The organism is Levilactobacillus sp., assembly GCF_022646225.1.
Lineage (GTDB): Bacteria > Bacillota > Bacilli > Lactobacillales > Lactobacillaceae > Levilactobacillus > Levilactobacillus suantsaiihabitans.
The window spans coordinates 14,992-29,794 of the sequence record NZ_JALCJA010000006.1 but is presented as its reverse complement, the minus strand read 5'-3'; the positions used below and the strand labels follow the sequence as shown (position 1 = coordinate 29,794).

The window sequence follows — 14,803 nt, the reverse complement described above, 5'->3', positions numbered from 1 at the left end:
AGTGACTAAGATTCTTTACTTGGGAGGCGAGATGGCTTATGCGAAAGATTCAAGTTTATGAGGAAGCACTGTGTTGTCCGACTGGGGTTTGTGGTCCGGTCGTTCGTCAAGACTTATTGCGCATGACGGCGGTCCAAAAGGAAGTGAACGCGTCCAAAGACGTGCGGGTGATTCGCTATAATTTGGCACAAAATCCCGGGGCCTTTGCCCATCAAGCGGTGGTCCAAGAACTATTGGCTACCCGGGGGATGGCTTGTTTACCAATAACGATGGTGGGAGATGAAGTGGTCAAGTCAGGTGAATACCCAAGCGTGGCCGAATTTTCAGATTACGCGCGACTTCAGTTAAAGCAGTCATGAGTGAGGCCGGTTAAGGCTTGAAATGTAATCGCTAACAAAAAGAGGAATGGACCAAAAGGCGATTAGCCAGCGAGCACTAAGGCTGCTAACCGAATAATCTCGGGTTGGGACTGGTTGGTTGTTTTAAGCGGAACCGGGCTGCCTTTTGGCGCACGTTTCAGCTAGGTAAAGGTGATGCGAAGCGTCTGGGAAGTTTTGTCCCAGACCTTTTTTTCGCGTGGCAAAATCATTAAACGGGTAATCATGTTATCGGGTGCTGTCGCCAAAAAAAGGTTGACGCCGGAACACCTGTTCTGTATAGTAAACACTACGCATAATTAATCAGATGCGTTAAATTAAAATTCTTATATTTAGATTGGTAAGCTGATTAAGCTGCCGGAACAATTTCACCGGTAAACTAGACGCTAATCGGGCGTTGTCGGTATACTGGAGAGATGAAAGTCTCGCAGAAAACCTGCGACATAGAGGAGGGGAGCATCATCGCAGTTGCACTTGATCCAAAATTAAGAGAGTTATTGCTGGCCAACAATCTCGGGTTGAGCAGAGATCACCGGTTGGCCGGTTGGAATGTGTTGACGATTCTCTACCACGACGGCGCTGCCAGTGGCGAGGTCACGGATTTAAACTACCTCTCTCAGAAATATAACAACGAGTACCTGGATGAGGAAGAAAAGCCCATCACCGATGAGGTTCTGAAACGCATCTTGGACGTGTTGAGCACTCAGGCGGGCTTGATTGAAGTGTCTCCCCAAAAGGTCCGCAAACGCATGATGAATGGGGGATACCACATTCACCAATCCTACGTTTACAAGATTACGAGTAGTGGTATTGAGTATTTAACCCTGATGGTCAAGGTCATCGATGCCGATAACACGGTGACGGCCAACATCACGCGGATTCAGGAGTACTGTGTGTTGGTGGCGAAATTGGCCGATCCGGAACTGTCGGCGGAAGATACGCAGCTGTTCAACGATTTTCAAAATATGCTGGCGGCTTACGCGGACGTGATGAAGGGAATGCACAAGCTCGACGAAGACCTCAGTGAGTTGGCTAACGACCTGGCCTTCAATCATGGCGGGGCCGCGGCCGAGCAGTTACAACAGATGCTGCAAGACAAGGCCATCCCAGCCTTTAAGCAGCTGTTGAGTCAGGGCCCGCGCATTCAAGCCCTGGCGGATTCCACTAGCTTTAGCAAACGCGTCGCCCGCAGCCAACAGGGGAGCGACGACCTTGACGCGGCTCACGCGACGGGCGACCAGGCGAAGATGCTCTTGCGTTTTCAAAATGTGCAGGCGTACACCCAGCGCCAACTGGAACGACTCGCGGGGAGTTTTGACCCCAGTGCAACGGCCATTGACAACAGTCTGGATACGGTCTATCTCTTGTTTCAAACGATTCTGGGCGCGATTCGCTTGCTCAGTCAGGAGTACGACCACATTCAAAGCCAGACCGTTGACGTCAAGGCCTTGACGGGACAAATCGACCACCTATTGACGCACTATCAATCGTTGATCGTGCGTCAGCCGATTCCCCGCCACCTGCCCAATGATCGCGAGGACTTAGACGATAGTGCGGATCTTTTGAACGCCACGACGATGGGACCCGTGGTCTATGCGGCCCAAACGCGCACGACCAAGGTCGCGACCGAAGCGGATAACCCGCCCCTGGCAACGGATGACCCTGAAGTGCCGGATGCTCAAGCAGGCCTGGTGGAATTTCAGCAACTCGTGATGCAAGACGCGGATTATGGCGTCGTGGATCATGACCTGACCTTTCATTCGCGCCACGCCCGCGATGAAGTTATCCGCCTTTACAGTGCCACCGGGTACAGTCACTACGATAGCTTTGCGCCGTTTGGTCGGCCGGTCGTCAAGGTGGCGCTACTCAAGGCCGAACCGGTGCGGATCCACTGTGTCGATGAGCAGTATACGGTGACCTTGCCGGGGTCGTTTGCCGTCTGGTTTGCCAAGGGAGATGAAGACCATGAGTAATTTACGCGCGACGGATCGCTTAATTATCAATCAACTTTTTAATAATGGTGTCTTCACCCGGACGATTACGCCCAAGACCACGGGGCCGATGGTGGATGCCATCAATGCTTTAAAGAAACCAGCTAACCAACAGCGGCTGAACAGCTATTTTAAGAATTTACTCGGGGTGGTCCCGGACAACTATCAGGAAAACCTCCTGTTCTTGTTTGGCACGCAACGCTTAGAGCCAGAGGCGGTGCACGTATTACTGGCGACCATCAAAGCAGTCATTAACCTTCCGGAATTGCAAAATACCCAAAGCGACCGGGTGGTGGCGACCCAGACGATCATTCGGCAAGTCCACAGTGAGGTCGTCACGCTCAACGAAAAGGAGATTCGCCGGCAGATCACGGCCTTGTTCGTGGACCGCTTCGCGTTGTTTGTGCCCGACCTGCCCGATCTGGGGCCCAGCGAGCAGACCCAAACGGTGGAAGATTACTGGGATGTCAGTCCGGATTTCAACTACTTTGCCCAATGCCTGGTCAACCATCTTCAGGCGCAAACGGATACGCAGCCGTTGACGGCGGTCCAACGGGTCAACCGGGCGCTGTTGACGCAACGCTACTTGAGTCGATCCTCTAAATTGTGGCCGGATCTGCTGGTACACAAGGCAGAAATCGCGGAGCAGTGGGCGCAATTGGGGCGATTTGATTTGGAGTGCGGGGATGACTACGCGTTGCTATTGGATAATACCCGTCAGCCCAGCAAGGCCAAGCCGTTTGTGGTGGCGATTGCCGTGGCCAATTCCTTGGGGGTCGGCATCCCCAGCGATATGTTAACGACGCGGATTCATTTGTTAACCCGCCAAATTTTTCCAGAAACCGATGTGTCAGTAAGCCTGGTCAAGCAAGCACTGACGGATAACGGTTTGGTCAAGGAAGAAAACCAGTACGTCAGTCCCACGCCCATCGTCAGTCGCTTTGTCATGCGGACGATGGTAGAACAGGACGCCAAGACGCCAGATGAGGGGGAAGCATAACATGATGGAACTAAAGGAACATTTGACGCCGGTCAGTTTTCACCTGCGTAGCTTCAACAAGTACAGGTCCCTGGATCTACCAGCGGCCGAAAACGGAAATTTAACGCTGATTGGGGAAAATGCCGCCGGGAAAACGACACTGGCCAACTGCTTCTTCCCGATGTTGATCGATGGGTCGATTGCGACGCCGTCCTTCAACTCCGCTAAGGGTACCGACAAATTGACGCAGACGGGGAATCCGCGCAACAGTGCCCGCGAATCGCGGAACTTTGAAAGCATGTTACTGGGCTGGGGCAGCGGTGCCATGAAGGTGCGGACGGGCTACAGTTACATGCGGTTGCGGTCGCAAAAACGCCAGGTCATTTTAGGCCTGGGGGCGCACCGGGCTGTCGGCGAGATCCGTAAGCCCACCTGGTGGTTCGTCGTCATCAGCAATCGGCCCGACGCCGAGTTGCCGTTGATCACGACGCGCACTGATGGCACCGGGCTAAACGAGGCCGAATTTCGTGAAGCCAATGCCGGTTTGGGCAACCAATTACGGCTTTTCAACCAAGCCATCAATTATCGGGAATACGCAGCCACGCAGGTCTACGGCTTTACCAGTGGCGAATCACTGGGTAAATTAGCCGCGGTGTATCGCCTGTTGGCTTCACCGATTTTAACAGCCGGCAATGCCCGCTTTACGCCGATTCGCGAGGCCCTAAAGCATGCACAAGAGGGCATCGATCCCCAAATCATTCAACAGGTCGCCGACAGCCAGCGCGAGGTGAACCGCACCAAGGGCGTCTTGGAACGACTGAAACAGGCCCAAACACGCCTCCAGAGAATGAAAAAAGAAATTTTCTGGCGCAACCTGAATCACATTCGCGAAACCACGCTGATCCCGTATAGTCGGGTGCGCCAGGACCATGAAAAGAAACAAGAAGTCATTGACCAGGCGCGGCAGATGATTGCCACGGTGCAGGAACAGTTGCAGTTGGTGACGACGAGTCTGACCCAGGTGACCGAACAGTTACGGCAATTACGCCAAGCCAAGGCGGATCAGCAAAGTATCGTGGTCTTACGCGACCAATACCAAGCCCAAATTCAAAGTCTCACTAAGCAGTTGGCGATCTACCAGGCCCAACAGAAGCAGTTAAAAAAGGTCCGAGCGCAATTAGCCGAGGTGGTCCAGCAACAAGCGGCCCTCACCACGCAACAACAAGCCGTCCAAGAACAACAATTGCGGCCGCTATTGACGCAGTTGGCCACGCGGGCCACGGACTTGCCCGAGCTGATGGACGTGGTGACCGAAGTTGAGCCGACCGACGTTAACGTGGGCCTGGCCGACTACATTCGACAAATGAAGAAAGTCTTGACGCAATATCAGGCCGATGAACGCGCCAAGGAACGGGTCAGCCGTGACGTTCAAATCGTGAGTGAGATGCGGGAGACTTTAGGCCAACGCATTGATCAACGACTCCAAGGGCCGCTCCAGGGACGGGTGCGCAAGGATCTGCAACAAGATAACGTTGACGTCCACGAAGCCGGTGCAGCCAAGATGAATGACCAGTTTCAAGAAATCTTGGCGAAACAACAGGCGGCGTTGCGTGCGCATCCTGATTTGAAGGTCATCTTAGACCAGGCTGATTTCTTATCAGAATTGGGGCAACAGCAGCGGTCATTAGCTCAGCTGGTTCAGCACTTGGCGGATCTGAGTCGGCAGTTAGAGAGCTTGGCTAATACGCAAGCTCTCTATGAACAACAGGTCGATGACGTGCAGGCCCAAATGGACCCTGATTTTGACGCGCAACAGGCGCAAGACACAATTGTCGACACGCAACAACGCCGGGATGCCCTGGTCATCGATACGCAAATCGACCAAAAGATTGCCCAGGCCGAACAGGCGCAACATCAATTCGAACGGGAACAAGCGAAACTGAGTAATCAGCAAGCCCAAGCAGAAGGCCGCATCAGCTCCGCCAAGGAAGATATGGTGGGTCTCAGGGACCAACTGGACCAGCTGGAAACGGATGGGCAGGCGATCCTGCAGACTTTAGCACCGTACGTTCCCGCCGAGACGCCGCTGACCACGATTCTGGAAGCCCTGGCGTTTGTCCAACAGCATCGTAGCGAGGTCCGTAACAGTGACTATGCTGATATCAGTGATTGAATCGGCCGCTTGATTCATAAGAACAATAGCGATGGTATCGACCGTAACGCCTTGGATACGCTGTTTGAGGAGCGGGGGTATAACGACTTTGCCAGTGCCATGCGCCAACAACGTTCCGTTAACCGCAACGGCTTGACGGTCGTGGCCTTTGACATCAACAAGGCGCTGCTCTTGATGTCGACCGATGAAAGTCACGTCAAACGGGCATTGCAGGAACTCACGACTGGCAACAACGTCGCCCAGGACACCTATATGGCTGCGGCCGTACAGCGAATCACCTCGCAATACCGGTTGATTGGCGATTACAACCAGATGTTAATGGAGGGTGTCAGCCGCGAGCAGAGTATCAAATTGAAGATCACCCTGACGCCGGTGGACGTTGATGCCCAGGTCATCACGGAAGCCTGTGATCCCCAGCGCCAAGAGCGGCCGACGTTATTGGCGGAGGTTCAAAATCGCTTGGAGAAATTGGCCAATGACCTGACCGTGGCCGACGATGACGAACTGTTCATGGCGGCCGCCCAACGATTGTTGGATACGCGCCAGTGGTCGGCCTTTAAGGTCATGATCAAACGGCGGCAAAGCGATGAGGACCACTACGAAGAAGTCGACGACAAGTTCGTTCAGTCCGGAGGCTCCGGGGCGGAAAAGGCCCAGGCCATGGTGTTACCACTGTTGCTGGTGCCTAAGATGGTCCTGCAACGCGCTAAGCTGCCGGATGCGCCTTATCTGGTCATGTTCGATGAGTTTGCCGACAAACTGGACCCGGAAACCGCCAAGTCGTTTGCCAAGACGATTGCCCGGTTTGGCTTCAACTTTATTGCAACCATGCCGAGTGGGGCGCAAAATAAGATCTTGGCCGATGGCGTCGACAACATTGCCTATGACGTAATTGCGCCCGCCAAGCAAGATGACGGTCGCTTTCATGAAAACGTCGTGCGGCCGGCCTTGAGTTGGGGGGATGTCCAGTGATGACTTATCAACAGGCCTACGAAACGGCTACGGGCAAACGTGCCCCGCAAGAAGCTGCTCAGTTGGCCAAGTTGTTTGACCGCATTGCGGCCGGTGAGGTCTTGCCGCCGCGGGGCCAACAGGCCGTGGATCTAGGCTTGACGGCCCATAGCCTCAACGACCCGCAGGAAAATCCCGCCGTCTACGACTACTACCGGTGGGTGTTGACCAACTGCTTTCAGCCGGAACAGATCACGGAATTGACCGCCAAATTGATTGGCCGCGTATTCACGTGTGCCAATGTCTTTCAAACCGACCTGCCCCAACCCCTGACGATCAATCCGTGGCAGGTCACCGCGATGCGAGATTTTCCATTGCGGACCGACCGAGCCATCATTGTCGAAAACAACGGGGTCTTCGCGTGGTTGCTACAGTTGCATCCCAATTGGCCGCTCATCAACCAGTCGGGCAACGACTTTAACACCACGTACCTAGCGTTGATTCGGTCCCTGGAACAGCGCCACGTGGCCCTCACGTATTTGGGCGACTTGGACAGTCGGGGGATTCAGATGGCCGACCACCTGTTTAGCGTCTTGCGACAAACGCCAATTGCCACGTTCACCGCGATCCAGTCGCCGGTCAACGTGGTGCAATGGCTAACGCTAAAGGGAAAAGCCAATCGCCAGCGAACCCGGTCGCTGGCGATTCAAAACCCAGTCTTTCAAAAAGAACTCAACTCGCTCAACCTCTTGGGCAAGTTCGTCGAACAAGAACAGCTGATTGCCACGTATGAGCCCCTGATAACGCAGTGGTTAGCCAAATCGGAGAGTGGGCCAAAAGGCGATTAGCTGGCGAGCATTAAGGCTGCTAACCGAATAATCCCGGTTTTGGATTGTTTGGTTAGCAGTTTTAAGCGGAACCAGCTGCCTTTTGGCGCACGTTTCAGCTATATAAAGGTCATGCCAACGAGCCTGGGAGGTTTTATCCCAGGCTCTTATTTGGTGCGGTGACGAGGCAGTGGCTGACAACTGCCGAACGTCAAGAGGCTGACCGTAATAAACAAAGCGGCAAAAGATGAGACAATTTTAATGAGCATCCCTGATTCCTCCCCAGGTAAGATTACTGTCATTGTAGCATGGATTCAGGTGGGATGGGAAAGAGTCGTTTTACCCCATAAGTCACTTAATGGCAAATTAGTTATCGCTAAGTCCGGATGAATTCGTTAAAATGAAGGCAACTTGGTCTAAGGAGGACGCAGCGATGGCAACTTTAAAACGCACAGACTCGACGACACTGGAACTGTATTTAAACACGATTTTTACGCAACAATTTACTGAAAACCACTTGGCCTATGACGGTAAGGTGGGCGAGTTACTGGCAATGGGGGCCTATGATGGTGACCGGCTGATTGGCGGCATCATCATGCGGCGGCGCTACGACCATCTGGCCATCACGCAACTGGCGATCGACCGGGCCTATCGTGGCCAAAAGATCGGCACCCAACTGATACGTGCGGCGGAACGACTCGCCCGCGACCGCCACGTCATCAATATCACCCTGTCGACGCGGAGCTATCAGGCGGTGGGGTTCTACGAAAAATGTGGCTATCAAATTTACGGTACCCTGCCAGATCTCCCGTTTGCCGGGGTCACGACCACGTATTTTTGCAAACGCCTGACACACTGAAATCAAAAAAACAGGGCAAACATGGGACCGCTGAAAAACTAAATTGTTATTTGAAGAATCACCATTTAAACCTAAAAATAGCCAGCAAAGTGGATGGTTTCCCCCACTTTGCTGGCTATTTGATTATATTTTGGGGAGTTCGATTTTGCAAATGCCGGATTTCTGACTTTTTCGGCAGCTCCACAAACATCCCAAGCTTGTTCGTTTCATCTTTATATAGCGGAACCGGCTAATCGCCTTTTAGCCAACTCGATACGAATCGCTTAACTTAATCACTGACACCATCATAGCCAATGAACGTGTAGTAAAGCTGGCCACCGATGCGGTACAGACTGTCGAACGTGCCCGCGGTCCCCGTTTCCGGATTGCCCGCAATGTGTTGGGGTTGATGGAGGTTCTTTAAGGTCAGACGGTAAAGTGTTTGGCCGTCACGCGTCACGCGTTGGGTCTTAACGCCGGCAATGTCGTGGCTGAAATACAGCGTGCGGTTGGGATCCTTGAAGTCGGTCTTCACGATCTTGCCCATGCCAACGGGTTTTTGGTAAAAGCCCAAGCCTGTGTTCGCTCGGCGGTCATACTTGAGGACCTCCAGGTAGCCGTCCGGCGTTACCCGAATGCTTTTGGTCTGCGGCTCCACCGGACTCAAGGCCGCCTTGGCCCCGCCGATGTAGAGGTCGCCGTGACTGTAGCCCGGCATGTAGTCGGGGGCGGGCACCCGTTTGAAGGCGCTCAGCCTGGTCGTGTCGGTGATGGTTGCTTGCGGATCATACGCGCTAGCGCCGGGGTCAATCGTGTAGCCGGGTTTGGCGCTGCCAGCCAAGGCCGTGTAGCTCAGCCGTGCCAAAAATAGCTGCAGGCTGGGCACTAAATAGCTGCCGGATTTGGTGGACGTCAGGTTCCCCGCGACCGTGATACCCGTAGGCAGGGTCAGTTTTTGGCGAATGGCGTGGCCGGATTTGTAAGTTGGAAAATAGGCCACCTTGACCGTCACGGGTCGGGTCGTTTGGTAGTAGGCACTCAAATTGAGAAAGTCAGTACTGGCGGCGTAATCGCCGACCTTAACGATGGCGCTGGGCTTCTCCGTTTGGGCCTGTGCGGCGAGATAACCGCCACCCACAATAAGCCCAACGACGAGGGCACCCAAGCTGCCTTTGACAAGCTGTTTGAAAATGGGAACCGACTCCTTTCAAGAAATTTCATCAACTTCAGTATACCTGAAATGTCGTGGAAATGCACCGGGTGAAAGCGGGCATGCGGGTTAAATTGGGAAATATAACCCGGGTTAACCGGGGCAAGGAGACCGAGGGAAATGCTGCTTAACCCGGGTGATAACCCCTTCATTGCGGCAGTGCCCATCAGGCTGCGTCGTTTCGCCGCTGACCTTACAATCGCCACCGGTCAAACCAATTGTGCTGGCATCAGTTGCTGGAAGAGGCGATTAAACGGCCAATCGATTTTTGACACCAAATATTCCGATAGTTAATGGCGGTAATTTTCAAGCCCGGCGTGTATAATTTGGGTAGTGACCAGTCAACGGAAGTCGTTAAAAGCTGAATCGATTTTCCTGGAGGATGGAAAACATGAAAAAGTTGGGACAAGTCATGGTCATTGCCTTAACGACCATCATGGTAGGGGGCGTTGCCGCCACGACCGCTGATGCGGCGACGTGGCACAATGGTACGCCCAAAGCCCTGCGTGGCAATTGGCAACGGGCCTACAAGGATCAAGGGACCAAGATTGTGATGCATTTTCAGGTAAAAGCTAAGACGATTCATCTGACGCGCAAGCACGCGACCACGAGTACCTGGTCGCAGTTGAAATACCAAAAGGTGGGCAAGCAGACCTACAAGTTAAAGGGGACGTTCAAGAGCAAGGATCTGACCGATAAGGATGCCCGGCTCCAAATCGTCCTGAAGAATCACAAGCTCGAATTCAAGAATGCGTGGTCGAGTAAGTATGATTATTTGGGTTGGTATCATAAATAACTAATACACTTCATTTTAAGACCTGGGATGCGCTTCCTGGGTCTTTTTCAAAAAGGCACACAAACCTGTTGACTTTAAAAGCACAACCGATTATGCTGTAACCTGTGGTTTATAAAATAACAACCAGTATTTATCCTGTAGCTGTTGTGTTCAGGATAACAGATGTTAAAATAAGGAGACGTTAATTTTGAAATATGCCATTTCTGCCGCGACCGGGCGCTTCGGTCAACTTGCCATCTCATATCTACTTAAGGTCGTCGATGCCGGTGACATCGTGGCCATTGTCCGCAATGCCGCTAAGGGTCGCAGCGTTTTGCCGGCTGGTGTGACGGTTCGCCAAGCCGATTACGGCGACGAAGCTGCCTTGACCCAGGCCCTGACCGGTGTTGACCGGCTGCTGTTCATCTCATCCGTGCCGGGTGGGGAGCCTTCACGCCAGCAACAACACGCCAACGTGATCCAAGCGGCGCAAACGGCCGGTGTTGCTTTCGTGGCCTACACCAGCTTTGCCCACGCCGATACGGCGCAGTCGCCGTTGTCCACGGATCACGTGGCCACGGAAAAAGCCTTACGGGCTAGCGGACTGCGGCACAGCTTCCTGCGCAACGCTTGGTATTTGGAAAACGAATCCAGCTACCTGCAAGCCGGCGCCAACGGCCAAAATGCCGTCTACGCCGCCGGTCAGGGTCGCATCAGCTTTGCTTTGGAACGCGAGTATGCGGAGGCGGCCGCTCAGGTCTTGATGACCCCGGCGCCGAAGGAAGTCTACGAATTCGGGGGCGAACCACGGACCTATGCCGACTTGGCCGCAGCACTCAGTCAGGTGACGGGCAAGTCGTTTACCTTTAAGTCCGTTGACGACGCGGCCTACCGGGAATCGCTGCAGGCTGCCGGTATGGACCAGGGGCTAGTGGCTGTATTGAGTAGCATGCAGGCGATGATGCGTGCTGGCGAATTAGACGTGACCAGTTCGGATTTGCCAGACGTGTTGGGGCGGCCGTTGACTAGCCTACCGGACGCCATCCACGAGATCTTACAGCGCTAGAGCGTTGCGGCGAAATGGTGCCCAAATTTTGGAGGAAAACCCATGAAATATTCGTATAAATTGAGTGATGCCATTCACATTTTGGTCTACATCTATATCGCCCCGCAAGGCCTCTTGGACAGTCAAACGATTGCGGCCAGCATTGGCGCTAATCCCAGCGTGGTGCGGCGGTTGATGGCCACGTTGAAGCACACGGGGCTGATCATCAGTCATGCCGGGGCCGCCGAACCGCGCCTGGCGTGTGACCCCCACGACATCACGTTGCTTGAGGTCGCCCGCGCCGTGGAACCCGGGCAGATGTTGTATCACGTGGATCCGCGGACTAATGCGGATTGTCCGGTCGGCGCGCACATCCAGCAAACCCTGGATGCGGCGTACACCCGTATTCAGCGCGCGGCCGAGGCCGAAATGCGCCAGTTGACCGTCGCCGATATGATCCAAGATGTTCAGGACCGCCACCAGCAGGTGAGCTAGGTCACCAAATAAAGGCAACAATTCCAGCAGTTTTTCCGGTCCAGTAGCCGGAGAGACTGCTTTTTAATTTGTCACTCAACAACTGACAATTACCGACGACTTCGCTGGCATCTCATCAATTCTGTTGTATAATAACCAATGTAAGCGTTTTAAAAAGGAGGAAGACTTTTGAAAGCAGAAATTTCATGGCTGGATGACCCCCAGACTTTTCGGGTCAACCAGTTACCCGCACATAGTGATCACCGCGGCTACGCGACGGTTGCGGAGGCGCAAAACCAGCAGAGCAGTCTGGTCCAAAGTCTTGACGGTGCTTGGGAATTTGCCTTTGCGCAAGACCCGCAACATCGGCCAGTCGGCTTTTATCAGCCAGACTTTGACCGGGCGGACTTCGATCGGTTGACCGTTCCTGGCCACATCGAGCTAGCGGGTTACGGCCAGATTCAATACATCAACACGGCCTATCCGTGGGAGGGTAAGCATTATCGGCGGCCGGCCTACAGCATGGGCGCCGATTACCCCGAAAAAGGGATGTTCAGTACCGACCCGCAAAATACGGTCGGCGCGTACGTGAAGCATTTCACCCTGAACTCCGAATTGCAGGGGCAACGGGTCAGCGTCGAATTTGATGGTGTCGAACAGGCCATGTACCTGTGGTTGAACGGCCATTTCGTGGGCTATGCCGAAGATAGTTTCAGCCGCTCCGAATTTGACCTGACGCCTTACCTGCAAGACGGCGACAATCTGTTGGCCGTCGAAGTCTTCAAACACAGTACCGCGGCCTTTCTCGAGGACCAAGACATGTTCCGCTTCTCCGGGATCTTCCGTAGCGTGCGGTTGGTGGCCAAGCCTGCCTTGCACGTCGAGGATCTGACGATTCGCGCCGGGGTCGACGATGCCTTTAAGACCGGCGATTTAAAGGTTAAGCTGCAGTTGTCCGCGGCTGACCAATTGGCCGGCACCGTGACGGCGAGCCTCTTGACGGCCGACGGCACCACCGTGTGGACCACCGAGTCGCCCGTGGCCGCGAACCTAGACCTCGAGACGACCGTTGACGCGGTCCACCTGTGGCAACACCACGACCCGTATTTGTACCAGCTGCAGATCGAATTGCGCGATACCCTCGGCCAACTGGTCGAAGTCGTGCCTTATCAGGTCGGGTTCCGTCGCATTGAACTGAAAAATAAGATCATGCAATTGAACGGTCACCGTTTGATCATCAACGGCGTCAACCGCCACGAATGGGACGCCCACCGCGGCCGCGCCGTGACCGCCGCGGACATGGCCCACGACATGCAGGTCTTTCACGACAACCACATCAACGCCGTGCGGACCTGTCACTACCCGGACCAGGATGCCTGGTACCACCTGTGTGACCAAAATGGTATCTACATGATGGCCGAAAATAACCTGGAAACCCACGGGACCTGGCAAAAGATGGGCGCCGTGGAACCGTCTTACAACGTGCCTGGCAGCCTGCCGCAATGGCAATTGGCCGTCTTGGATCGCGCCAAGAGCAACTACGAAATGTTCAAGAACCACCCGGCCGTTTTGTTCTGGTCACTGGGGAACGAATCCTACGCTGGCGATGACATCGCGGCCATGGACAAGTTCTACCACGACGCCGACCCGACACGCTTGACCCATTACGAGGGCGTTTGCCGCAACCGGGTCTACGCGGACCGCATTTCCGACATGGAAAGTATGATGTATGATCCGCCGCGCGCCATCGAAGAATACCTGAAAAATGATCCGGACAAGCCGTTTGTCAACTGTGAATACATGCACGACATGGGCAATTCCATTGGCGGCATGAACAGTTACATCGACTTGATCGATAAGTACCCCATGTATCAGGGCGGCTTCATTTGGGATTACATCGACCAGGCGCTTTGGACCAAAGATGAGGTGACCGGCCAGCCGGTTCTGCGCTACGGTGGGGACTTCGACGACCGGCACTCGGATTACGAATTCTCGGGCGACGGCCTGCTCTTTGCCGACCGGACGCCTAAGCCAGCACTACAGGAGGTGGACTACTACTATGGCCAACACGACTAAATTAAACGTGATTTACGGCGACGTGACGCTAGGACTCAGCGGTCCGGGATTCCACTACATTTTTGCCTATGACCGCGGCGGCTTGGAGTCGCTGGTGCGTTACGGCAAGGAGTGGCTGTACCGGACGCCGATGCCCGCTTTCTGGCGCGCGACGACCGATAACGACCGGGGTAACGGCTTTTCCACGAAGTCGGCTGCCTGGTTGGGGGCCGACATGTTCAGCACCTGTACCAGTGTAGACGTGGCGGTGGATGGTCAGGCCATTCCGCTGCCCATCGCGCCGGAAAACAACAAGTATTCCGACCACGAAACGGCGGATTCAGTGACGATCACCTTCACCTACACCACGCCGACGGTTCCCGCTACCACGGTGACCGTGGCCTACACGGTTGATGGCAGTGGCCAAATGACCGTGACCGCCCACTACCACGGGGCCGCGGGCTTACCAGAGCTGCCAGTCTTCGGGTTACGTTTCGTGATGCCAACGCGCGCCACGGGCTTTGATTACCAAGGCCTGTCGGGCGAAACGTATCCGGACCGCCAAGCTGGCGGCAAACCGGGCACCTACCACGTCGCTGGTCTTCCGGTGACGCCGTACATGGTGCCGCAGGAATGCGGGATGCACATGCAAAATGACTGGGTCAAGGTCACGCGGGCCACGACGCAAAATAACGCCGACCCCGATCACCAGCCATTTAGCCTGACGTTTGCCCAAGCCGACCAACCGTTTGCCTTCAGCTGCCTGCCGTACACGCCGGAGGAACTGGAAAATGCGACGCACATGGAAGAGTTGCCGCTCGCTCGGCGGACGGTCCTGACCATCTACGGGGCTACCCGCGGTGTCGGTGGCATCGACAGTTGGGGCGCTGACGTTGAACCGCAATACCACGTGGCCGGGGATACCGACCATGAGGTGAAGTTTGTGATTGCGGGCGTTGAATAGCGCATCGTCAAAGAGAGTGAGCCAAAAGGTGATTAGTAGGCGAGTATTAAGGCTGCTGACCGAATAAGCCTTAGCAGTTTTAAGCGGAACCGGGCTGCCTTTGGGCGTACGTTTCAGCTAGGTAAAAATAACGCGAAAGAACCT

Annotated in this window: 13 protein-coding genes; 12 read left to right on the top strand and 1 reads right to left on the bottom strand. The window is 54.5% G+C overall.

The genetic code is table 11. From position 1 onward, the window contains the following. The first annotated feature begins 38 nt into the window (after positions 1 to 38). From arsD to LKH74_RS10395, 7 genes are all read left to right on the top strand, one after another. Entirely contained in the window at positions 39 to 359 is a 321-nt protein-coding gene (gene arsD, locus LKH74_RS10425) for an arsenite efflux transporter metallochaperone ArsD (RefSeq protein ID WP_135368297.1), read from the top strand. Between the two features lie 479 nt (positions 360 to 838). Further along, on the top strand, positions 839 to 2,350 hold the full coding sequence (locus tag LKH74_RS10420) for a hypothetical protein (protein ID WP_434737656.1): 1,512 nt from the start codon (positions 839 to 841) through the stop codon (positions 2,348 to 2,350). Next, a complete protein-coding gene (locus LKH74_RS10415; RefSeq protein ID WP_287788921.1) occupies positions 2,343 to 3,368 on the top strand; it encodes a hypothetical protein in 1,026 nt (341 codons plus the stop codon). Before LKH74_RS10420 ends, LKH74_RS10415 begins: the two co-directional genes overlap by 8 nt. A 1-nt stretch (position 3,369) precedes the next feature. Continuing rightward, a complete protein-coding gene (locus LKH74_RS10410; protein ID WP_287788920.1) occupies positions 3,370 to 5,520 on the top strand; it encodes a chromosome partitioning protein ParA in 2,151 nt (716 codons plus the stop codon). A gap of 9 nt (positions 5,521 to 5,529) precedes the next feature. Continuing rightward, complete coding sequence (locus LKH74_RS10405) at positions 5,530 to 6,492, top strand: SbcC/MukB-like Walker B domain-containing protein (RefSeq protein ID WP_287788919.1); 963 nt, start codon at positions 5,530 to 5,532, stop codon at positions 6,490 to 6,492. Next, entirely contained in the window at positions 6,489 to 7,319 is an 831-nt protein-coding gene (locus LKH74_RS10400) for a DUF2399 domain-containing protein (RefSeq protein ID WP_287788917.1), read from the top strand. The genes LKH74_RS10405 and LKH74_RS10400 overlap by 4 nt, the downstream gene beginning before the upstream one ends. Positions 7,320 to 7,731: 412 nt before the next feature. Beyond that, positions 7,732 to 8,157, top strand: coding sequence for a GNAT family N-acetyltransferase (locus tag LKH74_RS10395; protein ID WP_287788916.1), 426 nt, complete (start codon positions 7,732 to 7,734; stop codon positions 8,155 to 8,157). Between the two features lie 268 nt (positions 8,158 to 8,425). Here LKH74_RS10395 and LKH74_RS10390 read toward each other — a convergent pair whose 3' ends face one another. Next, positions 8,426 to 9,274: a hypothetical protein gene (locus tag LKH74_RS10390; protein ID WP_287788915.1), complete on the bottom strand. Its 849-nt coding sequence runs from the start codon at positions 9,272 to 9,274 to the stop codon at positions 8,426 to 8,428. Positions 9,275 to 9,737: 463 nt separating this feature from the next. Between LKH74_RS10390 and LKH74_RS10385 the strand changes: the two genes are divergently transcribed. The 5 genes from LKH74_RS10385 to LKH74_RS10365 all read left to right on the top strand — a co-directional run bounded on the left by LKH74_RS10385 (position 9,738) and on the right by LKH74_RS10365 (position 14,659). Beyond that, positions 9,738 to 10,142, top strand: a complete 405-nt coding sequence (locus tag LKH74_RS10385) for a hypothetical protein (protein WP_135368292.1) — start codon at positions 9,738 to 9,740, stop codon at positions 10,140 to 10,142. Between the two features lie 187 nt (positions 10,143 to 10,329). After that, positions 10,330 to 11,187 (top strand): SDR family oxidoreductase, encoded by an 858-nt coding sequence (locus LKH74_RS10380; protein WP_287788914.1) that lies wholly within the window; start codon positions 10,330 to 10,332, stop codon positions 11,185 to 11,187. Between the two features lie 42 nt (positions 11,188 to 11,229). Beyond that, positions 11,230 to 11,661, top strand: coding sequence for an Rrf2 family transcriptional regulator (locus LKH74_RS10375; RefSeq protein ID WP_135368290.1), 432 nt, complete (start codon positions 11,230 to 11,232; stop codon positions 11,659 to 11,661). Between the two features lie 168 nt (positions 11,662 to 11,829). Next, entirely contained in the window at positions 11,830 to 13,716 is a 1,887-nt protein-coding gene (locus LKH74_RS10370) for a glycoside hydrolase family 2 TIM barrel-domain containing protein (RefSeq protein ID WP_287788913.1), read from the top strand. Beyond that, the gene (locus LKH74_RS10365) at positions 13,700 to 14,659 is read left to right on the top strand and encodes a beta-galactosidase small subunit (RefSeq protein ID WP_287788912.1); all 960 of its coding nucleotides are present in this window, start codon (positions 13,700 to 13,702) and stop codon (positions 14,657 to 14,659) included. Before LKH74_RS10370 ends, LKH74_RS10365 begins: the two co-directional genes overlap by 17 nt. Positions 14,660 to 14,803 lie beyond the last annotated feature (144 nt).